This is a genomic window from Hymenobacter sp. M1-2, assembly GCF_057808495.1.
The window spans coordinates 123,264-143,709 of sequence record NZ_JBTYZO010000012.1 but is presented as its reverse complement, the minus strand read 5'-3'; the positions used below and the strand labels follow the sequence as shown (position 1 = coordinate 143,709).

At 58.0% G+C, this 20,446-nt stretch carries 20 protein-coding genes; 16 read left to right on the top strand and 4 right to left on the bottom strand.

Going from position 1 to position 20,446, the window contains the following annotated elements:
* Nucleotides 1–12 precede the first annotated feature (12 nt).
* Both ACYSMN_RS13310 and ACYSMN_RS13305 read left to right on the top strand, forming a co-directional pair.
* The gene (locus ACYSMN_RS13310; RefSeq protein ID WP_488924382.1) at nt 13–537 is read left to right on the top strand and encodes a hypothetical protein; all 525 of its coding nucleotides are present in this window, start codon (nt 13–15) and stop codon (nt 535–537) included.
* A 561-nt stretch (nt 538–1,098) separates the two neighbouring features.
* On the top strand, nt 1,099–1,932 hold the full coding sequence (locus tag ACYSMN_RS13305) for a rhomboid family intramembrane serine protease (RefSeq protein WP_488924381.1): 834 nt from the start codon (nt 1,099–1,101) through the stop codon (nt 1,930–1,932).
* A gap of 59 nt (nt 1,933–1,991) precedes the next feature.
* On the opposite strand, the gene ACYSMN_RS13300 is transcribed toward ACYSMN_RS13305, so the two are convergent.
* Nucleotides 1,992–2,351 carry a hypothetical protein gene (locus ACYSMN_RS13300; RefSeq protein ID WP_488924380.1) on the bottom strand — a complete coding sequence of 120 codons (360 nt, stop codon included), beginning with the start codon at nt 2,349–2,351 and terminating at the stop codon, nt 1,992–1,994.
* Between the two features lie 153 nt (nt 2,352–2,504).
* Here ACYSMN_RS13300 and ACYSMN_RS13295 point away from each other — a divergent pair, with 153 nt between their 5' ends.
* Together ACYSMN_RS13295 and ACYSMN_RS13290 are read left to right on the top strand one after the other, a co-directional pair.
* Entirely contained in the window at nt 2,505–3,224 is a 720-nt protein-coding gene (locus ACYSMN_RS13295) for a class I SAM-dependent methyltransferase (RefSeq protein WP_488924379.1), read from the top strand.
* Between the two features lie 77 nt (nt 3,225–3,301).
* Nucleotides 3,302–3,796, top strand: coding sequence for a hypothetical protein (locus ACYSMN_RS13290; RefSeq protein ID WP_488924378.1), 495 nt, complete (start codon nt 3,302–3,304; stop codon nt 3,794–3,796).
* A gap of 92 nt (nt 3,797–3,888) precedes the next feature.
* Here the strand turns inward: ACYSMN_RS13290 and ACYSMN_RS13285 are convergent, their stop codons facing one another.
* Nucleotides 3,889–5,028, bottom strand: a complete 1,140-nt coding sequence (locus tag ACYSMN_RS13285) for an SMP-30/gluconolactonase/LRE family protein (protein ID WP_488924377.1) — start codon at nt 5,026–5,028, stop codon at nt 3,889–3,891.
* A gap of 138 nt (nt 5,029–5,166) precedes the next feature.
* On the opposite strand from ACYSMN_RS13285, the gene ACYSMN_RS13280 reads away from it, so the two are divergent.
* The 7 genes from ACYSMN_RS13280 to ACYSMN_RS13250 all read left to right on the top strand — a co-directional run bounded on the left by ACYSMN_RS13280 (nt 5,167) and on the right by ACYSMN_RS13250 (nt 12,785).
* On the top strand, nt 5,167–5,772 hold the full coding sequence (locus ACYSMN_RS13280) for a TetR/AcrR family transcriptional regulator (RefSeq protein ID WP_488924376.1): 606 nt from the start codon (nt 5,167–5,169) through the stop codon (nt 5,770–5,772).
* 49 nt (nt 5,773–5,821) lie between these two features.
* On the top strand, nt 5,822–6,973 hold the full coding sequence (locus ACYSMN_RS13275; protein ID WP_488924375.1) for an SDR family NAD(P)-dependent oxidoreductase: 1,152 nt from the start codon (nt 5,822–5,824) through the stop codon (nt 6,971–6,973).
* A 179-nt stretch (nt 6,974–7,152) separates the two neighbouring features.
* Nucleotides 7,153–7,290, top strand: a complete 138-nt coding sequence (locus ACYSMN_RS13270; protein WP_488924374.1) for a hypothetical protein — start codon at nt 7,153–7,155, stop codon at nt 7,288–7,290.
* Nucleotides 7,291–7,560: 270 nt separating this feature from the next.
* Nucleotides 7,561–8,187, top strand: coding sequence for a BamJ family beta-barrel-assembly machinery protein (bamJ, locus tag ACYSMN_RS13265; RefSeq protein ID WP_488924373.1), 627 nt, complete (start codon nt 7,561–7,563; stop codon nt 8,185–8,187).
* Nucleotides 8,188–8,283: 96 nt separating this feature from the next.
* Nucleotides 8,284–8,826, top strand: a complete 543-nt coding sequence (locus ACYSMN_RS13260) for a hypothetical protein (protein ID WP_488924372.1) — start codon at nt 8,284–8,286, stop codon at nt 8,824–8,826.
* Nucleotides 8,827–8,928: 102 nt separating this feature from the next.
* Nucleotides 8,929–10,863 (top strand): KUP/HAK/KT family potassium transporter, encoded by a 1,935-nt coding sequence (locus ACYSMN_RS13255; protein WP_488924371.1) that lies wholly within the window; start codon nt 8,929–8,931, stop codon nt 10,861–10,863.
* Between the two features lie 353 nt (nt 10,864–11,216).
* Complete coding sequence (locus ACYSMN_RS13250; RefSeq protein ID WP_488924370.1) at nt 11,217–12,785, top strand: S8 family peptidase; 1,569 nt, start codon at nt 11,217–11,219, stop codon at nt 12,783–12,785.
* A 79-nt stretch (nt 12,786–12,864) separates the two neighbouring features.
* On the opposite strand, the gene ACYSMN_RS13245 is transcribed toward ACYSMN_RS13250, so the two are convergent.
* Entirely contained in the window at nt 12,865–14,667 is a 1,803-nt protein-coding gene (locus ACYSMN_RS13245) for a M61 family metallopeptidase (RefSeq protein ID WP_488924369.1), read from the bottom strand.
* A 64-nt stretch (nt 14,668–14,731) separates the two neighbouring features.
* On the opposite strand from ACYSMN_RS13245, the gene ACYSMN_RS13240 reads away from it, so the two are divergent.
* The 5 genes from ACYSMN_RS13240 (at nt 14,732) to ACYSMN_RS13220 (ending at nt 18,321) form a co-directional block, all read left to right on the top strand.
* Entirely contained in the window at nt 14,732–14,947 is a 216-nt protein-coding gene (locus tag ACYSMN_RS13240) for a hypothetical protein (RefSeq protein ID WP_488924368.1), read from the top strand.
* Nucleotides 14,948–15,136: 189 nt separating this feature from the next.
* Complete coding sequence (locus tag ACYSMN_RS13235; RefSeq protein WP_488924367.1) at nt 15,137–15,688, top strand: C40 family peptidase; 552 nt, start codon at nt 15,137–15,139, stop codon at nt 15,686–15,688.
* Nucleotides 15,689–16,514: 826 nt separating this feature from the next.
* Nucleotides 16,515–16,955: a DUF2147 domain-containing protein gene (locus ACYSMN_RS13230; RefSeq protein WP_488924366.1), complete on the top strand. Its 441-nt coding sequence runs from the start codon at nt 16,515–16,517 to the stop codon at nt 16,953–16,955.
* 134 nt (nt 16,956–17,089) lie between these two features.
* Nucleotides 17,090–17,524 (top strand): DUF2147 domain-containing protein, encoded by a 435-nt coding sequence (locus tag ACYSMN_RS13225; RefSeq protein ID WP_488924365.1) that lies wholly within the window; start codon nt 17,090–17,092, stop codon nt 17,522–17,524.
* Nucleotides 17,525–17,691: 167 nt separating this feature from the next.
* The gene (locus ACYSMN_RS13220; RefSeq protein ID WP_488924364.1) at nt 17,692–18,321 is read left to right on the top strand and encodes a hypothetical protein; all 630 of its coding nucleotides are present in this window, start codon (nt 17,692–17,694) and stop codon (nt 18,319–18,321) included.
* Nucleotides 18,322–18,398: 77 nt separating this feature from the next.
* Here ACYSMN_RS13220 and ACYSMN_RS13215 read toward each other — a convergent pair whose 3' ends face one another.
* Entirely contained in the window at nt 18,399–20,408 is a 2,010-nt protein-coding gene (locus ACYSMN_RS13215; RefSeq protein WP_488924363.1) for a M1 family metallopeptidase, read from the bottom strand.
* Between the last annotated feature and the right edge of the window lie 38 nt (nt 20,409–20,446).

Below are 20,446 nucleotides of genomic sequence, written 5' to 3'. Positions count from 1 at the left end.
GACCAGAAAACTATGCTGTACAAAATTGCCTTTCCGCTGCTCTTTCTTGTCGGGCTCTTTTGCTTAATTAAAAGCATTGGGAAACTAATTGCCCTGTACAGCAACAACCAAGTTGAGGTAGACGCCACCCAGGAGTCCTTCGTGGTGAGCCTGAGCAAGCCCGGCGACTATGAAATTGCCGTCAAACGCAAGCAGTTCGCGGGGTTCCCACCAACCGATGGGCGCTTCAAGGTAGTGGAAAAGCACACGCAAAGAGCTATTGCTACCCAGAGCTTATTCTCCCCACTAGGTTATAACAAAAGGACCAACCTAGCAGGAGAACGAACAATTACCGTTGCGGAATTTAGCACTGCCACTACCACCGAGCTGGAAATATATAATCTCGAAGCCAACAAATTCAGACCCAAGGATCGTCTGGTTATTATGCCCCGCACGGGAGGTCAAGGCGTACTGCTTATCCTGGCTATCGTATTTTCAGGAATTGCTACCATAAGCGGGTTTATCCTAAGCCTCCTTTTCATCGTCCTGGATATCTAATATCTCCATTTCGGTGTAAGCAGTCGACCTCTAGCGAGGCGACATATCGGTAAAATCATTGCTGATAAAATTATTAAGCCCCATCGGGGCGACACATGCCTGGCCGATTGTCGCCCCGATGGGGCTTGCAATAGGGTCTTAGTTATTCTTGTTACCGATATGCCGCCCCGCTAGGGCTCAACTGCTTACATATTGGGTGTGCTCTTTTTTCTGCGCGATGCAGCTCTTATTTATCCGCACTGAACTACAGCTTTTCCGTGACGCTCCATGCGGCCTAGTCTAGCTCATCAAATACAAACGAAAATAGCCTCTGCTTCAAGACTGTAGCTCACCGCGCCGCCTTGTATATAATAGTCGTTCTCAAACGATTTTTGAGTTTGCGCATAGTTGCAGACCTGGGAAGCTGGGCACAGCTAAAGCTCTAGTTTCTTTCTATATATTGAAAATAACCAGACTTGCTTTACCTTTCCTAGGTAATCCGCTTCGGCGCTCCGCAATCTGTTATTTCCATCACACCCCCCGCTTTCCGCTTAATACTTACGCTTTACTTTTTTGCATTCAATGGATGATTTAGGCATTATTGGCCTCGCTATTCTGGCGGTTACGTTTCTCGTTTCCTACCAAGGGTTTAAAGACTCGGCCTACTTCGAGCGGCATTTGTTTCGGGTCGAGGATATTCGCTACGGCAAGCAATACTACCGGCTGCTCACTTCTGGTTTTCTGCACACCGGCTGGGTGCACCTGCTGTTCAACGTAATCACGTTCTACTGTTTCAGCGGCAGCATCGAAGAAACAATAGGCATCCGCAACTTCCTGCTTCTGTATTTCGCCAGCTTGCTCGGCGGCAACTTGTTCTCCCTCTTCCTGCACCGCAACGACTCCAGGTATTCGGCCGTGGGCGCGTCGGGGGCCATCAGCGGCCTCGTTTTTGCGGCCATTGCTTTGTACCCCGATATGCGCGTGGGCATGATTGGCATTCCGTATTCTATGGCCGGCTGGCTGTACGGGCTGCTCTATGTGTTGCTCTCCGCCTACGGCATCAGCGCCCGCCGCGACAATATCGGGCACGATGCCCACCTGGGCGGCGGTTTGGTGGGTCTAGGCGTGGTAGTCGTCATGCGGCCGGAGCTTCTCACTACGAACTATCTCGCCATTGCGGCCATCCTACTGCCTGCCTTAGGTTTTATTTACCTGCTGCTCAAGAAGCCCGAAGCCTTGGTGCTCGGTAATCTCTTTTCAGCCGCCCCTACGTATCAAACCCTAGAAGACCGACACCTAGCCCTTAAAAAGCAGCAGGAAGCCGACCTAGATGAGCTGCTGGATAAAATCAACCGCAAAGGCCTAGATAGCCTAACCCCGCGCGAGAAAAAAGAGCTGGAAGAACTTTCCCGCTAGGCTGATTAGTCATTTGATTAGTAGCATCGAGCCAGCAAAGTCGCTCCCCTCATGCTTCTTCAAGAAGTAATCCGGCGCCGCATTACGTAGTGCGAAGTACTGTCGTCGTTGTCAACCAGCACGTAGGTCGTCACGAATTCCCACCCTTGAGTATTAAGCCAATTCAAGGCATCAATGACCGAATTGAACTCCACTGGCTCGCCTACCTCATCTCGAAGGACAGTCTTGGAGAATGACTTCTGCTGCTGGCCGTAGTCTATTGCTATCACCACTTTTCCATTAGACTTATGCTTAGTGACTTTGAGTTGGCAGTATTCCTCAGTACGTACGCTACCGGCAGAGGCGGTGGGCAGCTGCTGAGCCTGCCCCTGGAGGGCAGCACCCGTGAGCAAAACGACGAGGAGCAGTGACTTCATCATGCTGAGGAGGAATAAGAATTGGGGATAAATACTTGATGCACAAACTCTGTACCACGGCCCCTGTGTAGGACTACCCGATGCGGGCCTGCTTCTCAAACCACCAACAGAATTGTGCGGCGCTTCACCGTTCTTTGCCTTTCTCAACTGCCCGGCATGAAAGACATTTACAACGACGCCACCTACCTCGCCAACAACCCCACCTGGCATGAAGAGGATGCCCCGTTTAAAACTGAGCGGATCCTAAAACTCCTGCGCCGCTATCCTTTCACCTCCGATTTCCAGACCGTGTGCGAGGTAGGCTGCGGCAGCGGCGAAATTCTAGTGCAGCTAGCCCGTCAGTTGCCGCCAGCTACGCGCTTTTTTGGCTACGATATTTCCCAGGACGCTCTTGCTATTGCTAGCCGCAAACAGACCTCACAAATTCAGTTTGCCTACAAAGACCTCACCAGCCCCACCGAAACCCAAGTCTACGACCTGCTACTAGTCATCGACGTCATCGAGCACCTCGACAACTACTTCGAATTTCTGCGCGGCATCGTCACGAAAGCTCGCTACACCATCTTCCACATTCCGCTCGACATGAGTGTGTGGTCCTTACTGCGCGAACAAATGCTGCTGGAATCCAAGGCTCGCGTAGGCCACATTCATAATTTCACCGAGGACTTCATTCTGAGCGTGCTCGCCGACTCCGGCTTCCGCATCCTCGACACGCTGTACACGGAGCCAGTATACAAGCAAAAAACGCGTAAAGAGCACGTCATCGATGCGGCCCGCCGCGCGCTATTCCGCCTCAGTCCAAAGTTCTGCACCAAAACCCTCGGGGGTTATTCTATTATGGTCCTTACCGAAAATCAGTTAGCTGTCAGCAGCTAACAAATAGCTTTATTTTATATATAGTTAGATTATTTCTCTCGAAAAAACCGTAAGCTTGCTACCTCAACCATAATCGTATGAAATCCATGAAGCAAAACCTACCACTACTAGGCCTAAAGAACACGTTCTGGGCCCTGCTACTGCTCGCTCCGCTTGGGGCCTGCGACAGCCTATTTGGGAAAGAAGTAGCCCGCCTCCCCATCAACACCGTCAGCACCGCGGAGCAGGAGGTGATGAAGGAGGCCACGCTCAACCTGAAGAAGGATGATAAAATTGCCGTGTGGTCGGAGATGGACATGGCCTACGACGGCGACGCACCGGTCTGGTTTCAGATGGTGGTGCTGAAAGACGGTGCTCCCTTCGAGCAACTCGAAATAGACCCCACCGACAAGAACATCAGCGTCGGCGAAGTCAAAACCTCCCTCAATAGCAAAGTCAACTGGCGCTTCTCGGGCAAGAATAAGGAGGTGGTGATTCCCGCCAACGCCGCATACACCTTCAAAGCCCGCCTGATAGCCGGCAACAACCCCACGCTGCAAATCAAGAAGGCCGAACTAGTGCTGAAGAAATAACTAGGTTATCCCTACCCCAGCCAGGGTGGCTTCCGGCTGGGGTAGAATACGTCTGTCTCGCTTCTTATGTCCTACTGTCTCATCTCCCGCTCTTAATACGCCGGCTGCGGCCGGAAACGGAAGATGTAGTAGGGCTTGTGCTCCGCCATATGCGTCTTGGACTGAAGCATCTGGTCCGGGATGTCGCTGTCGGCGAGGTAGCAGTACCCGTCTCCGCCAAAGCTCAACCCATCGGCCCACCGGATACGCGCGTCCTGAAGTAAGGTGCGCAGCTGCCCGCTGGGCGTCACCACCGCAATACCTTGGTGCTCCACGTCGGTGATGTACACGTTCTGTTGCGCATCCACCCGAATACCGTCACTGAGCGGCTTACGCGACGCCTCCTGTACCTGCGCGGCCACCTGCGCCGCCGACAACGTAGTGTCTACGCAGGCTTGTACCGGTACGCGGTAAAGCTGGCCATGGCTCATGGCGGCATAGTACACGTAGCGCCCCGTAGGGTCCACGTCCAGCCCATCAATGCCCGGCATGAGGTCGACCAAGCCCCCAAAAAAGCGCATCTTCTTGGCGGGCGTCACGGGCACGAAACCCTGATTTTTCACCGACAGGTGGCCGTCGAGCAGACTGCGGGAGCGGCGCCGGGCCACGTCGTATACCACCAACGAAGGCTTTTTGCCGAAGAAGCTCACGTCGGCCACCAGCACGTAGCACCCGTCAGGCGTCACGGTCAGGTCATTGAAAAACGAGCCTCGCTCCGCCACTTCCACCGGAAACTCATACTCGTGCACCAAGCGGTTGGTGCGCAGGTCGAAGGCCAGCAGCCGCGCTCCTTGCAGCGCATGGTTGCCGTGGTCGATTACCCAGAGTCGCTGCTGCCGATCCACAAATACGCCCAACGGGGTGCGGAGCATGCTTTGGCTGGCCGCGTCGGGATACGGCACCGCCACCCCCGCCCGGATTTCGAGCAGCTTGTTGGTTTCGGGGCGGCTTTCAGGGTGAATGGTGAAGAATACTCGTTGCGGGCCACTGGCCGAGTCGGGCGTAGCGGCCACGTTGCCGATGGGTTCTTGGCTCTCATAAAACGACTCTAACGCCGCCTTCGGCAGTATCGGGGTGGTTGATGCGGGCCCGACGTAGGGCCGCACGCCGCCGTACCGCTGGTACAGAAAAATGGCGCCTACAACGAGTAGCAGGGCTAGGACCAAGAAAAAGCGGGGTAAAAAACGTTTCATGGTGATGAGGTGGTAGCTTGTTGCTCCAAGCGGATTCTTCGGTGAGTTCAAGCCGTAAGTCGCCGCAAAGCTCCATCATTTTCAAACAATTTGTCAATTCGTTTGAAAAATAAATTTTACCCCTACCTTTGCCTCATCATGGCAGCAAAACGAGACGACAAGCGGGAGCACATCCTGCAAGCAGCTGGCCAGTGTTTCAGCCGCTTTGGCTACGAGAAGACCACGCTCCAAGACATCGGCGATGCGGCCCGACTCAACAAAGCGTCGCTCTACTACTACTACAAAAACAAGGAAGACCTTTTCATTCAGGTAGTACTGCGCGAAGCGGAGCGCTACCTCACCGACCTTCAGGCGCAAGTGGCGCCGCTACCCGGCGCCGCGCGCAAAATCCTGGACTACCTTGGCGGCCGCCTCGGCTATTACCATCAGGTGCTCAACCTACACCAGCTTACCATCGAAAACCTACACCGCTTAGAACCGATGTTTGATGATGTATACCAGTCGGTACGCGCCCGGGAATTGGCTTTTCTGGGTCAGTTGCTCCAGGAAGGTCAGCAAGCCGATGAGTTTGCTCCTCTCGACGCGCCCCGCACCGCCGACGCGCTACTCACGGTAGCTGATGCCGTCAAGCACGAAGCCGTGCAGCAAGCTCGCACCGCCTTCGCCTTCGAGGTCGATTACTCGGGGCCGGTGCGGGAAAAAATGACGTTCACCCTCACTCTGCTGCTCAACGGCCTAAAGTAACCCAGGCTGCCCCGGCGGGGCTTTTTCCAACCTCTTCTTCTGGTTTTTTATGCAAACCGCCCTCATTACCGGTGCCAGTAGCGGCATCGGCCTGGAACTCGCGCGCCTTTTTGCCCGCGACAAACACCGCGTGGTCCTGGTTGCCCGCAGCGAAAAAGCCCTCCTGCAGCTCCAACACGAATTGGCGCAGCAGGGCGCCGAAGCCGTGGTAGTAGCCCTGGACCTCAGCCGCCCCGAAGCCGCTCAACAGCTGTTCGAGCAAGTGCAGGCCCGCGGCTTGGAAGTGGATTTCCTGGTCAATAATGCCGGCTTCGGCAACTTCGGCTTTTTCGCGGAAACCGACTGGACCAAGGAAAACCAGATGCTGGACCTCAACATCCGGGCCCTCACGCAGCTCACCAAGCTGTTCCTGCCCGGCATGATAAGCCGCGGACGGGGCCGAATTATGCAGCTCGCCAGCACCGCCGCTTTCCAGCCCGGTCCGCTCATGGCCGTGTATTACGCCACCAAAGCCTACGTGCTGAGTTTTTCCGAAGCCATTGCCAACGAGCTGCAAGGCACTGGCGTCACGGTTACGGCCCTCTGCCCCGGTCCTACCGCCTCCGGCTTCCAGGATGCCGCCGCCCTCCACGACTCCAAGCTCGTGAAAGGCAAAAAGCTGCCGACTTCTGCTGAAAGCGGCTTATGGCTACCGCGCCCTGCTGAGCGGACAAACCGTAGCCGTGCACGGCACCATGAACTGGCTCATGGCTCAATCGGTGCGCTTCACGCCGCGCAAGATGGTTACGGCCTTGGTGCGCAGTATGTCGGAACGTACCCACTAAGCGTTGCCATTATGCGAAACGTCGCTCTTTCCGTGCTAGTGCACAGCTTCTACATGCTAGGCATGGGTCTGGGCTTCTTGCTGCTGCCCGGCCGCCTGCTGCCGCTGCTAGGCTTGCCCGCGCCCCAAGAAATCTGGATTCAGGTACTAGGGCTGTTTACGACCGTCGCTGCGGGCTATTATATGGTAGCGGCCCGCCAGCAGTTGGTGCCCTTTTTCCGCGCCTCCGTGGCCGGGCGTTTGGTGTTCGCCGGGGGCTTGTGCCTGTTCGTGCTCCTAAAGCTGGCCGCGCCCATTATGGTGCCTTTTGCCTTGTTCGAAGCCGGCACGGCCCTCTGGACCTGGGCAGCCTTACGCAACACCATCATGCCTGCTTAACTTCTCGGGTCTGTACTACTTGGCTCGATGCGAAAATAAATTTAGCCTTTGCGGCCAAGCTGCTCAGGAAAACGGGGTTTTGCTTCATAAATAAATGATGCTTGCATAACATTTCTCTAATCATTACGTATTATCTTTGCAGGCAACAAACTGACTTGCATTCACATACATATTTCGACATGAAAAAGCGCACTGCCGCCGTTTCTTCTCTTTTGGTTCTTGGAGGCCTAGGCTCGCTGAGCTACCTCGCCGCTCAAGTGATGGACCTAAACCTGTATTTTGACCTCCGCGATGAGGAAGAAATGCACTACTGCTAAGCAGCAGAGCCTATTAGGTCGCTTCCCCTTTTAAACGGACTCCGCTCGGTAGTGGAGTCCGTTTTGTTTGCCGGCAGTTGAAGAAACCGTGGTTAGCAATCAGCTAGTTACCGCGGAGCCGAGAAAAAAACTACATCCATTCGCGGCGGTTTTCGGTACTTCGCGCTAGCAGCAGCCCGGGCGGGGCGGCTGGCCCATCTTTCCACTTGCTGTCTGGCCGGGCGGCGTCCACCATCAAAGTACACCGGCGGCAGCATAAACCAGTGATTTATGAACCTGAGTAGCCTCAAGGAACAAGTCAGCTACATCATCGGCCGCGACCTGGCCCAGAATTTCGCCCAGCAGGGCCTCGATCTTGACACCGATATCGTGGCGGCCAGCATGAAAGAATTTCTGACCGGCCAGCCCAGCCGCATGAGCCAGGCGCAAGTAAATGAGGTAATGAGCCTGTTGCAGCAGCAAATGGGCGGCCCTGAAGAAGAAACCCAAGACTCCGATGCCATGAACAACAACAAGCAAGAAGGCGAAGCATTTCTGGCCGAAAACAAAAACAAGTCGGGCGTAACCACGCTGCCCAGCGGCTTGCAGTACGAAGTCCTGACCGAAGGCTCAGGCCGCAAGCCCGGCCCTACCTCGCAGGTAACCACGCACTACCACGGCACGCTCATCAATGGCAACGTGTTCGACAGCTCGTACCAGCGCGGCCAGCCGGCTACGTTTGGCGTCAACCAAGTTATTGCGGGCTGGACAGAAGCTCTCCAACTCATGCCCGAAGGCTCGAAATGGCGCCTCTACATCCCCTCGGACCTGGCCTATGGCCGGCGCGGTGCCGGCCGCGACATTGGCCCCGACAGCGCGCTCATCTTCGACGTGGAGCTGCTGAAAGTAAATAACTGAGGAAACCCGGTCGTCCGCCCGGTTGCTTTGGCCGTTGCCGCCCCGTAGTGGGTGCGCAGCAGCACAGCAGCCGGGCGAACTTCGTCTGTGCCTGTTGTGGCTGCTTCCGAAGAACTTTTGCCCGAAGCGGGGCCACCCGCCGAAACCCCGGCGTCCCAGCTGCCGCCCCGCCCGCCCCTGCCCACCCTGCGCAGCGACGATGGCCGCGTTATGCTTACTGCTGATGCCCTGGAAGTGAACGGGCAGCGGTTTGCGCTGCTGGAATTGGAGGCCGTAGAAGTGCAGCGGGTGCGCTGGCTGCTGTGGCTGCTGCTCGGCGGGTTCACGCTGGCGGGCTTCCTGCTGGGCTTTCTACAAAACTGGCTGCGCACCATGCCCGCCGCCCTAGGCATCATGATCGGGGCGTTGCTGCTGGCCTGGGGGCAGCGCGGCACCAACCGCCTGCGCCTGCACCGACTAGGCCGCGAATCGGTGCATTTTGCCTTGCCCGGCGAGCTGGCGCCGTGGCAAAAGCTGATGGCCGAAACCAACCGCCGCATTCACCGCCGCCACGACGAGGCCGCCGAAGCCGCCGCTGCGGCTCTGCTGGCCGCAGATATTAATGCTGCCAACGCGCCGGAGTCGCCTTCGACCGAATAAAACCAACTGCTCCCAGGCATCTTCCTGTTGCCGGCTCCGTTTGTGTGCCACGCCCTACCTTTGGGCGCATTTTAGGGCATCTCCTTTTCTTCAATTCCTCTTATGGACGCCAAACACTCGCATACCGCCATTTCAACGGCTGGCTTGCTCATTGCCCTAGGCATTATCTACGGGGATATCGGGACCTCGCCGCTGTACGTGATGAAGGCCATTGTGCCGGAGCGTATCACGCCAATGCTGGTGTACGGGGGTATTTCCTGCGTTTTCTGGACGCTCACGCTGCAAACCACTATCAAGTACGTGCTCCTGACGCTCAACGCGGACAACAACGGCGAGGGCGGTATTTTTTCGCTCTACGCTTTGGTGCGGCGGCGCGGCGCCTGGCTTTCGGCCGTGGCTATTATTGGTGGCTCGGCCCTGCTTGCTGATGGCGTGATTACGCCCCCGATTTCGGTATCCTCGGCCATCGAAGGGCTGGAGGCGGTGTATCCGGGCATTCCGACGGTGCCCATTGTCATTGGCATTATCGCGGCGCTGTTCCTGCTGCAAAGCTTCGGTACGCAGATTGTGGGCAAGGCTTTCGGACCCATCATGTTCATCTGGTTTTCGATGCTGGCCGTGCTGGGCGTCTCCTGGATCTTGCAGCACCCCGATATTCTCAAAGCCATCAACCCCTACTACGCCTATGATCTGCTGGTGAACTATCCCGGCGGATTCTGGCTGCTGGGCGCCGTGTTTCTGTGTACCACTGGTGCCGAGGCGCTGTATTCCGACCTTGGCCACTGCGGCAAAGGCAACATTCGCATCAGCTGGATCTTCGTAAAAACCTGCCTGCTACTCAATTACTTTGGGCAAGGGGCTTGGCTGATGGCGCACGAAGGCCAGCTGCTCAACAAGCGCAACCCCTTCTATGAGCTGATGCCCGAGTGGTTCCTGCTCATCGGCATTGGCATTGCGACCATCGCGGCCATTATTGCCTCGCAGGCTCTCATCACGGGTTCGTTTACGTTGGTGGCCGAGGCTATCCGCCTCAATATGTGGCCCAAAGTGCGGCTCAATTACCCCACCGACGTGAAAGGCCAGCTCTACGTGCCCAGCATGAACCGGCTGCTGCTCTTCGGCTGCGTGGGCGTGGTGCTGTACTTCCAACGCTCCGAAAACATGGAAGCGGCGTACGGCCTGGCCATCACGCTCACCATGCTCATGACCACGCTGCTGCTCACGATGTGGCTGCGGGCCAGGCGCGTGCCCTTGGTGGCCATTGTACTGTTCGCGCTGGTGTACGGGGCTATTGAGGGTTCTTTCTTAGTAGCCAACCTCATCAAGTTCCCGCACGGTGGCTGGGTGTCGCTGGCTATTGGTATTACGCTGGTGGGGGTGATGTACGTGTGGCTGCGGGCCTTCTATATCAAGCGCCGCCTCACGGAGTTCGTGAAGATTGACCCGTACATGGAAGCCCTGAAGGAGCTTTCCAACGATGAAACCGTGCCCAAATACTCCACCCACCTCGTGTTCATGACGTCGGCGGAACGGGCTTCGGAAATCGAGTCGAAGATTATTTACTCCATCTTTCAGAAGCGCCCCAAACGAGCCGACATCTACTGGTTCGTGCACGTCGATACCACCGACGAGCCGTACACGATGGAGTACAAGGTGCACGAGCTGGCCCCCGATGATGCTTTCCGCATCACGTTCCGATTGGGTTTCCGCGTGGAGCAGCGCATCAACCTGTACTTCCGCAAGGTGGTCGAGGACCTCGTGCGCAACAAGGAAGTGGACATCACCTCCCGCTACGAATCCTTGAGCAAGCAGCACGTAACCGGCGATTTCCGCTTTGTGGTTCTGGAGAAGTTCCTGTCGGTGGAAAACGAGTTTCCGTGGGTGGAGAAGCTGGTGATGCAGGCCTACTTCTACATCAAGCAGTTCATCGCCTCCGAAGACAAATACTTTGGCCTCGACACCAGCTCCGTGAAAGTGGAGAAAGTACCGCTCGTGATTACGCCCGTGCGTGAAGTAGCGCTGAAGCGGGTGAAGTAGCGCGAAGCTCTAGCTTCGCGCATCGTCCGCGCCGCTTGCCGACTCTCACAACGGCATCGTGCAACGATGCTCGTTGTTCTGGCGCGGGAGTCAGCAACGATACGCGAAGCCGGAGCTTCGCGCTACGGCCCGGCCGCCGATGCGCGCCAGCAGTTAAGAAATTGTAGTATCTGCCGATTTATTCGGCATGCCGAAAAGCCCCGCTGGTTCGCCGCGGGGCTTTTTTTGCGTTTCATTGGCGAATAAATTACTTGTATGCTTGGGCTTACGCCAAAATCTTAGTTAGGATGTAAGCCTGTTTTTTTCTCCCTTGGGGCCTTGTTCTTTTCCACAACCCAAACCCCCACAACCCCATGCGTACCCCTACCCTTTCCGCGGCGCTACTGGCGCTGCTCTTGGCTAGTTGCCAGCACCAAGCCGATGAGCAGCAAGCCCCCCAGCCCCAGACCGACCCCACCGAAGCCCTCAGCAGCCAGCAGCTCGACGAGCAGATTATGAGCCGTTTGCAGGAGTCCGGGCAGTTCGACTGGAACCAGGCTTCGGCTCACTTCGTCTGGAGTGCCCTTACCCGCTCCGACTACGTGCTGTCGGTGGGCTACCGGCCGGCGGGCCACACCGGCGCCCTGCCCGACGATGCCGCCAGCAACCCCGCCTGGCAAGCCGCCCGCCAGCAGGTGCTGGACCTGATTCTGGCCCAGGAGCGCCAGTCGCGCCCCGACCTGACGGCGGCCCAGTTGGTGGCCTACGACGAAAACGTGCTGCCCGTGCTCGACGTGACCGTGCGCGAGCTAAGCACCATCAAAGCACTCCGCGCCAGCGGCCTGGTCCGCTACGCTGAGCCGATGGGCTACGAGCCCAACCAGCCTGAGAAAACCGCCAACAAAGGGGCTTCCTCCCTGCTCGACTTCGGCTGCGGCAGCAACGACGCCGACGCGGGCCTAGTAGCTGGCACCGACTACGTGACCCTGCCCGGCGGCGCTAAATCGTCGTGGAACCAGGCCGACCAATTCCACGGCATTCGGGCCGCCTGGAGCCAAAGCACCGGCCAGGGAGTCAAAATCCTCATCATCGACTCCGGCTCCTCCGACGCGCAGGAAAACCTGGGCGCCGCCATCAACCAAGGCCAGAGCAGCGGCCGCACCGTAGAGCGCCTCGTCACGCTGCCGCGCCCTAGTATTCTCGGCATTCCGTATGGCGACGCTGAAACACCTAACGATGGCTGCGGCCACGGCACCAGCATGGCCGGCGCTGCTGCCGCCCCGCGTGGCACCGATGGCGCCTCGGTCGGCATTGCCTACAACGCCAACCTGATAACCGTGCACGCCACTACCGATGTGTTCCTGGATGAGAGCCGCGAGGTCAAAGGCGTAGCCGATGCCTATCTGCTGGCCGGCAACCGCCCCGACGTGCGCGTGATTAGCATGAGCCTGGGCCGCCTCACCAACTCTTCGCAGATTGCCGATGCCATCCGGTTTGCCTACGGCCGGGGCAAGCTCATCTTCTGCGCCGCTGGCACCTCATTTAGCTTCACGGCCGGCTTCGTGGGCGTCATCTTCCCGGCCACGATGGCGGAAGCCGTGGCCGTAACGGGCGTGAAAGACAACCTCACCAGCCGCTGCGACGAGTGCCACGTGGGCTCCAAAGTGGACTTTACGGTGGTGATGCAGCGCGGCGCCAACGACCGTCGTCCGCTTACGCTAGCCCAAGACGGCGATGTACCCAGCACCGTGGGTGGCTCGTCGGTAGCCACGGCTAGCATGGCGGGCCTCACGGCGCTGGTGTGGGCCAAGTACCCCGCCGAAACCCGCGCCCAGATCCTGAGCCGCCTCGTGGCCGCCAGTTCCAACCGCAACGCCCGCAGCAGCAGCTTCGGCTGGGGCCGCGTGAACGCGGCGGCGGCTGTGGGCGCGCAGCCGCTGTAGAAGTTGATGTCAACATTACACTATTAAAAAAGCCCCGCCTGGAATCCAGACGGGGCTTTTCATGAGAATATCCAGCGAATTACTTCCGTACCACCAGCCACTTATTGAGCACCGTTTGCTGCTCCGCCGTGGGAGTGGGGAGCCGCTCGATGCGGTAGCGCTGGGCGGTGCCGGCCAGCAGCGGGAAGCTCAGCTCCTTCAGCAGCCCATCGCGCGAGACGAGCAGCTTCACTTCCGTGCCCGCGGGGGCGCCGGCCAGCAGCTTGTTCGGGTCGTCGGTGAGGCGCACGCCATTGAGGGCCAATACCTCGTCGTTCACGTTGAGGCCGCCCTGCCAGGCGCTGCCCTCGCGCAGGGTGCTCGTCACGGTGTATTTGCCGCCGCTGGTGCTCACGGTAGCGCCAAGCGAGGCATCTTCCGATACGGGCGTCGTTGTCAGTTTCAGGCCGGCATAGCCCAGGGCCGTGTTGTAGGGCAGGGTTTCGGTGCCGTACACGTGGCGGCGGAAGAAGTCGTCGAAGCGGCGGCCGGCAATGCGGGCTACGGCGGCCTGGTATTCTTCGTCGGTGAAGCCACGCTGCTTTTTCACGTAGTACTCGTCGTAGAGGTAGCGCATCACGTCGTCGAGGCTCTTCTGGCCCTTGGTTTCCTGGATCACCATCAGGTCCAGCACGGCCCCAATCACCTCGCCTTTATCGTAGTAGCTGATGCCGGTGTTGGCCGAATTCTCATTGGGCCGGTAATACTTAATCCACGCATCGAAGCTCGATTCCGCCGCCGACTGCTGCTTGTTGCCGGGCGTATTCTCCACCCGCGTGATGCCGTTGCTGATATCCGACAAATACGTGTCGGGCGTCAGGAAGCCGGCCCGCTGCACAATCAGGTTAGAGAAATACTCGGTGCCGCCCTCGCTCAGCCACAGCATGCGCGTGTAATTTTCCTCATCATAGTTGAACGGCCCCAGCGCGATGGGCCGGATGCGCTTCACGTTCCAGAGGTGGAAATACTCGTGCGCCACCAGCCCCAGAAAGCCCTTGTAGCCCCCATCGGCGCTGTACGCGTTCCGCGACACCGACAGCGTAGTGGAAAATAAGTGCTCCAGCCCGCCCGTGCCCCGGTCGATGTTGTGAATGATGAACACGTAGCGGTCCAGCGGATTGCGGCCCACCACGCGGTGCGCCTCTTCGCACACCCGCTTCATGTCGGCCAGCAGCTTGGCTTCGTCGTACTGCGTCTGCCCAAACATGGCAATGGTGTGCGGCGTGCCGTTAGCCTCGAAGCTGAGCACCTTGTGCGTCCCAATCTCGATGGGCGAGTCGGCCAGCTCATCATAGCTGCCGGAGCGGAACGTGAAGGTGGCGCCGGCCGGCTTGAGGCTGGTGGAAACCTGCGTCCAGCCCGGCGCGGGCTTCACTTCGAGGGTGCTGGCCAGCTGCTTGCTCTCGGCTGGGTACATGAACACGCTGCTGCCGTTCACGTAGCCGTGCGCCGCGTCCACGAAGCTCGTGCGCACGCTCAGCTCGTAGGCGTACACCCGGTAGCGCACCACGAAATCCTTGGCTTTCGGGTGATACACGCGCCAGGTATTCTTAGCTACCTTCTCAGTGCGCAGCTTCTCGCTGCCCGCCTGCGCCGTGAAGCCTTCCACGTGCCGCGAAAACTCCCGCACCAGGTACGAGCCCGGCGCCCACACCGGCATCTTCAGGTCGGTGTAGGTCTTGCCGAAGCCGCTGAGGCTGGTTTCGACTTCGAAATAGTGCGTTTGGGGCGCGGGCATGGCCAGCGTGTAGCGCAGCACTGGAGCCGCCAGCGCCGCCTTAAACTGGCTCAGCAGCAACATCAGCACCACCGCCACCAGCAGGCGAGTACGGGAATGGGTCATGAAAGGGGAATAGGGAGTTTGGAATGAAGAATGAGGAGTTTGGAATGAGGAATTTCCTGAACACATGACCCAGCAACTGTTCATTGCTCATTGCCAATTGTTCATTGCCGTACGCTCCGGTCTGCTCGCTTTTTGGCGAGCTGAACGGTCGCCGTTAGCTGACGTTGTTTTGTCTGGTCTTGCCAGCGGCGCATACTTTAACCGTTCAGCCCGCGAAAAGCGAGCAGACCGGCCCGCACAACAATGGGAAATGAGGCATGAAGAACTTTCCGTTAGATAATTCTTCATTCAAAAACCTGTTGGCGCAAAGAACGGGAAAAAGCGAGCAGGGCTGCAAACAGTGGCCAAAACTCCGGCTACGGCTGTGGCGCCCCCGGTTTCTTACGCTACAGCCGCCAGAACCCAGCTCCTAGCTCCGCCGTTAGAAAAGCCGACCGTTTACGTGTTTGCTGGTCTACCCTGCTGCCTCATGCGCTACGTCTGGATAACCTTTATTGCCTTGGTTGGGCTGCTGCTTGGCGTTTTTGCCTGGCCCAAGCTCGCCAACCGAGTTCCCGCAAAGCCCCCCACACCCGAGGCCCCCGTACGCCCGACCGCCTGGGTCACCAGCACGCGTTCAACTTCTCTGCCTGACAGCGTCGTCAGCTTCGCGATGCGCCAGCTAGGCACCAACTATTGCTACGCCGGCAACACGCCCGCCACTGGTTTCGACTGCTCCGGTTTCGTGCAATACGTGTTCAGCAACTTCAAAGTAGCCGTGCCCCACTCCACGGCCCTGCTCATTGCTGTGGGGCAGCCCGTGCCCCGCGAGCAGGCCCGCCGCGGCGACATTATCGTGTTTACGGGCACCGCCGCCGACGCCACCACGCCCGGCCACGCGGGCATTATTGTGTCGGGGCCGGGCCAGCCGTTGCGCTTTATCCACTCCTCCTCGGCCCGCCGCGAGTCCGGCGTCAAGCTCAGCCAGGTAGCAGGCACCGACTACGAGCGGCGCTTCATGCAAGTACGGCGGGTGCTGTGATGAAGAATGAAGACGCGACCTACCACTGGCCGGGTTGCGCCAATTCCTCATTCAATCACCTGCCGGTCTGCCCGCTTTTTCGGCGGGCTGACCGGTCGCCGTTAGCTGACGGTGTTTGTCTGCTCAGTTACCACAATTGTTCATTGACTATGCGGCGCACCCTTCGACCGGTCAGCCCGCCGAAAAAGCGGGCAGACCGGAACCACCGACCAACTCCTTATTCTTCATTCCTAATTAAAAAGAGCGATGCCCGGCCGCCTATGCAGAACCTCAATTGAGAGGCTGCTGGGCGGGCCGGGCATCTAATCCTTCAAATCTTACCAAGCGACGAGTCTGGGGTACAGCCCCGTCATCCTTTGTGTAAGACCTTGCCAGAATGCGGGAAAAAGCCAAATGGGGCGTTTTTCCGCGCGAAAGCTGTTGTTAAGCGCGTCCGGCGGTGAAGCGGACTACATTCGACAGGCTTGGCAGGATTTGTTTGGGACTACTAGACATTTTGTACCTCCTTTCTTTAAGTTCCACATAACCCCGGCCGCGCTTCCCAGCACCTTAGGGCTGCTTGGGCGGGGCTGTAGCACTCGCTACGGTTGGTAAAGTTAAAAGCCGATGGGATGGTTCAAAATAAAAAGGGCTTTTTTTAGCGCAGAAAGCCTCTTTCGCCTCCATACACTTGAGGATCAGTTTCTTTCTTTTTACAATTTTAACCGTTCTGGGTCTGGCCCCAAACTTGCCACTGCGCTACCAGCGGTTATTTGGCCGTTACCGTGCGGTTTTTGGAGTTTTCTCCTATCTTTTCCGCACTTATCGTACCCCACTCTCTTTCATCATGAAAAAAACCCTCTTTCTCTCCATTGCCTTCTTGCTCGCCTTCGCTGGCTTTGCTTCGGCCCAAACTCTTTCTCCCCTGGGCGTGTGGACGAATGCAGAAAAGAAAGCCACGTTCGAAATCTACAAGTGCGACACCAAGCTGTGCGGCAAAATCGTGACGCTAACCGTGCCCAACGACCCGGCCACGGGCAAACCCAAAACCGACTCGCAGAACCCCGACCCCAAGCTGCGCAGCCGCCCCCGCCTGGGCCTGGTATTTATGCAGGGCTTTGAGTACGACGATGACAACAAGTGGGACGATGGCAAGATCTACGACCCGGAGAGTGGCAAAACCTACTCTTGCTACATGAAGATGATTAACGCCAATACCATGGAGGTGAAAGGCTATATCGGCTTCTCTATGATTGGTAAATCGCAGACCTGGACCCGCATTAAGTAAGCCACACTACTGTTTTGCTAGCGTACCAGCGACGCTCCTGCTCCGGCGGGGGCGTCGCTTTTTTGCTATCTTACCCCCTCTGCTCGCTGCCCAGATGGGCTACCTACTCTTCCTTTCCACCAGCCACCAACTCCTTGAAACCTCTTCTACTAAGCCTATTACTTTGGTTCCTGGCCTTTGGGCCAGCCTACTCCCAAGCGCCCCCGCTCGGCGTCTGGGCCGATGATTCCGGCGACTCGCACATCGAACTATACCGTTGCGGGGAGCAGCTCTGCGGCCGAATTGTGTGGCTGCGCACCCCTACCGACGACAACGGTAAGCCCCGCCTCGACCAGCACCACCCCGAGCCCGAGCGCCGGACCCGCCCCCTGCTCAACCTGACCGTGCTGCAAAACCTGAGCTACAATGCCGAGAAGGACCGGTGGGAAGGCGGCGAAATCTACGACCCCGAAAACGGCAAAACCTACTCTTGCTACCTCGCGGCCGCCGGCAAAGACCGGCTGGAGGTGAAAGGCTACATTGGCTTCTCCATGATCGGCAATTCGCACTACTGGCAACGGGTGAAATAAGAGCAATTCTTTTGTTGCGGGGGCTATTGAAAGGCAAGTTCGGTACGGAGCTTGCCTTTCGCCGTTTATTCGGGTGCTTGAGCCTTTTGTTTGAAGCCTCGTATCTATTCAAGCCACCAAACCATTTGTCATGGCGGGTGTTGTCCCCTCATACAGTCTCCATTACCTTGCGCGAATTTTTTAAACGCCTTTTTTCCTCTACTCCCCAGCCGAATGCGGAGTGGCGGCCGCTGCACCGCACGGCCGCGGAAGAGCGCGCCCACGCCCGTTGGGTGGAGCAGCAGGTATACCTCAACTGGGCCGGGCCGTATTTTAAAGCCTACCATTTCAGTAAAGCCGGCATACAGGGGCAGGGACTGCGGGTACAGCTACTGGAAGAGGCGGGCCGCCGCGGCGTTATCCTGCTCTACGACCCCAGCATCGGGCCCGGTAACTTCCGCCATTTCTTCGATTTATTGCGCGACCGAGTAGTGGCGCTGGGCTACAACGTCTCCACTTCCGACCACCGCACGCTGCACCACGAGCGGTACACCGAAAGCATCGAGAAGCATTTTCTTAAACCCCGCCCCTACGACTGCACCACCACCGGCCGTTGCAACCAACGCTACGGCACCATTACCGTGGACCTAGTGCGCATAAATGGGCAGCCCGGCTTTATTCGCTTCGTGAGCAACCCCTACCAAGATGCCATCTTCACGCCAGCCCACTCCTTTGATGAGCTGATGGCGGACGTGCTCGACATGCCAGCCGCTCCCGCCGAAGTGCAGGCCCTTATTAAAGAATACGCGCGAGGGTAAAGTAGAGAAAACCTACCATTCCTTCATATAAAAAAAGCCTGCTTCTGGAGAAGTAGGCTTTTTTATTCCTCGCTACCTTACTCCCGTACGAAACGAGCCAGGGATACCTCGCCATTAGCAGCCGTGAGGCGCAGATGGTAGAGGCCAGCCGCCAACGCGCGAGTATCCAATTGCTTGTGCAGCGGGTCGACAGTTTGGCGCAGCAGGACCCGGCCAGTAGCATCCGTGACTTCGGCGGTAGCGCGCGTGGTCAGGTCGGGCAGAAGTAGCGTTTCGCGGCAGGGATTAGGATACACGGTGAACCGGGCGGTGCGAGAGGCATGGGTGCTTAATACCAGCGCATTATCGCGCAGCGTGGTGCCGTTACCGTTCAGTATCCATTGCTCAACATCTACGCCGACGGAATCCACCGTTTTGCTTACGGGCACCGTGAACGAGGAAACCGGCTGACTCTGACGCAAGCGCACGGTTTGCGCCGTGCCATCGCTGAAGCTTAGCGTGTAGTTCACCTCCGTATCGAAGAAGGGCGTGATGGCGGGCATGGATACCGTTTCGGTGGTGCGGAGGTAGAAAGTCTGGCCCACTTGGTTCCAGCGCACATTAAACGTGGGGTAGCCTTGGCCGCTGTACCACTGGTCGAAGAAGTATTGCAGCGGCCGGCCGGCTTCGGCTTCGAAAATGCGCTGCAAGTCGCGGGTACGGGCGGTGCGGCCACTGTAAGTGGTTTGATAGGTGCGCAAGGCCCGGAAGAACTTGTTGTCGTCGTTGAGCAGGTAGCGCAGCATGTGTATTACCGTCGCGCCTTTCTTGTAGGACAAGTTGCCGCTGAAGATGCGCCTTACATCGGTGGTATCGGGCACCCGGACGCTGCCACCGGGGTTTCGCATGGCACTGGTATGAGCGTTATCCATCCACTGCCGGGCCGTGAAGTTGGACAACGGGAACCGGGCAAGCGAGAGATATTCGCCGTAGGAAGCAAACCCTTCGTTGAGCCAGATATCCTCCCAAGAAGCGCAGGTCACGTTATCGCCGAACCATTGGTGAAACAGTTCGTGGGCCGTGAGCGTGAAGTTGAAGCCGTCCTGCGTGGTCATGGTCTGGTGTTCCATGCCGCCGCCGATGGGGGCCATGCTGTGGCCGTACTTCTCGGTAGCAAACGGATAAAGGCCCACCAGGCTGGAGTAGTTTTCGATGAAGCCCGGCGTGCGGTCAATTTCCGTGCGGTAAAAATTCAGCGCCGCCTGATTGTAAACGTAGTTGACGATGGGAATGCGCGGTCCGCCCGCAGGGTTGGCGTAATTCACGTACTCGAGATACGGCGCCACCGCTACTGACACCAAGTAGTAGTCTATTGGTTTGGCGCGGTGCTTCCATTCGTAGCGGTTCTTGTTGCCGGGCCGCGGCGTAACGCGCTCCAGCACCCCGTTGGAGCCTACTTTGTTGACGCTGCTCGTCGTCACCCACACGTCCAGCGAGTCGGCTTTGTCGGTCAGGACTTGCTTGCAAGGCCACCACTCGTGGGCCGAAAAAGGCTCGGAAAGGCTCCACGTGACATTGACGCCAAAGTTGTTTTCGAACTTTGTACTGAGGGCATTGCCGATGGCGGCGGAGTTACCGCTCGGAGCAGTACCGCGGTAGTATATCACGGTGCTGAACAGCGTGTTGGCGGGTACCGTCTGGGGCAGCGCGGCCGTAGCGTCGGAGCCGGCGCGGCGCAGGCCCGGCGAGCGGCGGCCGTTTACTACTATCGAGTCGATGATGAGTGTTGGGTACAACTCAAACGCCACCGAATCGAGGGGCTGCGCAAGGTTCTGGGCTAGCATTCGCACATTGCCGCCCACATTCAGCGAATTATTTTCCAGGGCGATGTCGAGCTTATAATATTTCACGTCGTAGCGGTCCATTTTCTGGCGGTGGCGCACGGTGGTAGCCGGGCCACGTTGCGCTGTACGCAGGTGCGTCTTGATGCAGGTGGCGGCCGCGTCCTGGGCCACATCTAGGGAAGATGAACCGGCAGTGGACGTTTGCGCCCATAGGCTAGGCGCGGCCAGCAGCAAACCAGCCAGCAAACAGTAGAAACGAGACATGAAGGGAAAGGGGGTAGTGGAACGATAACCAGCCAGCG

What these genes read in the sequence shown, in the direction of transcription:
- ACYSMN_RS13215 (WP_488924363.1), bottom strand. Translation starts at nt 20,408, where the DNA reads ATGTCTCGTTTCTACTGTTTGCTGGCTGGTTTGCTGCTGGCCGCGCCT.
- ACYSMN_RS13230 (WP_488924366.1), top strand. Translation starts at nt 16,515, where the DNA reads ATGAAAAAAACCCTCTTTCTCTCCATTGCCTTCTTGCTCGCCTTCGCT.
- ACYSMN_RS13305 (WP_488924381.1), top strand. Translation starts at nt 1,099, where the DNA reads ATGGATGATTTAGGCATTATTGGCCTCGCTATTCTGGCGGTTACGTTT.
- ACYSMN_RS13250 (WP_488924370.1), top strand. Translation starts at nt 11,217, where the DNA reads ATGCGTACCCCTACCCTTTCCGCGGCGCTACTGGCGCTGCTCTTGGCT.
- bamJ (WP_488924373.1), top strand. Translation starts at nt 7,561, where the DNA reads ATGAACCTGAGTAGCCTCAAGGAACAAGTCAGCTACATCATCGGCCGC.
- ACYSMN_RS13235 (WP_488924367.1), top strand. Translation starts at nt 15,137, where the DNA reads ATGCGCTACGTCTGGATAACCTTTATTGCCTTGGTTGGGCTGCTGCTT.
- ACYSMN_RS13290 (WP_488924378.1), top strand. Translation starts at nt 3,302, where the DNA reads ATGAAATCCATGAAGCAAAACCTACCACTACTAGGCCTAAAGAACACG.
- ACYSMN_RS13295 (WP_488924379.1), top strand. Translation starts at nt 2,505, where the DNA reads ATGAAAGACATTTACAACGACGCCACCTACCTCGCCAACAACCCCACC.
- ACYSMN_RS13275 (WP_488924375.1), top strand. Translation starts at nt 5,822, where the DNA reads ATGCAAACCGCCCTCATTACCGGTGCCAGTAGCGGCATCGGCCTGGAA.
- ACYSMN_RS13270 (WP_488924374.1), top strand. Translation starts at nt 7,153, where the DNA reads ATGAAAAAGCGCACTGCCGCCGTTTCTTCTCTTTTGGTTCTTGGAGGC.
- ACYSMN_RS13310 (WP_488924382.1), top strand. Translation starts at nt 13, where the DNA reads ATGCTGTACAAAATTGCCTTTCCGCTGCTCTTTCTTGTCGGGCTCTTT.
- ACYSMN_RS13255 (WP_488924371.1), top strand. Translation starts at nt 8,929, where the DNA reads ATGGACGCCAAACACTCGCATACCGCCATTTCAACGGCTGGCTTGCTC.
- ACYSMN_RS13300 (WP_488924380.1), bottom strand. Translation starts at nt 2,351, where the DNA reads ATGATGAAGTCACTGCTCCTCGTCGTTTTGCTCACGGGTGCTGCCCTC.
- ACYSMN_RS13240 (WP_488924368.1), top strand. Translation starts at nt 14,732, where the DNA reads ATGACCCAGCAACTGTTCATTGCTCATTGCCAATTGTTCATTGCCGTA.
- ACYSMN_RS13245 (WP_488924369.1), bottom strand. Translation starts at nt 14,667, where the DNA reads ATGACCCATTCCCGTACTCGCCTGCTGGTGGCGGTGGTGCTGATGTTG.
- ACYSMN_RS13285 (WP_488924377.1), bottom strand. Translation starts at nt 5,028, where the DNA reads ATGAAACGTTTTTTACCCCGCTTTTTCTTGGTCCTAGCCCTGCTACTC.
- ACYSMN_RS13280 (WP_488924376.1), top strand. Translation starts at nt 5,167, where the DNA reads ATGGCAGCAAAACGAGACGACAAGCGGGAGCACATCCTGCAAGCAGCT.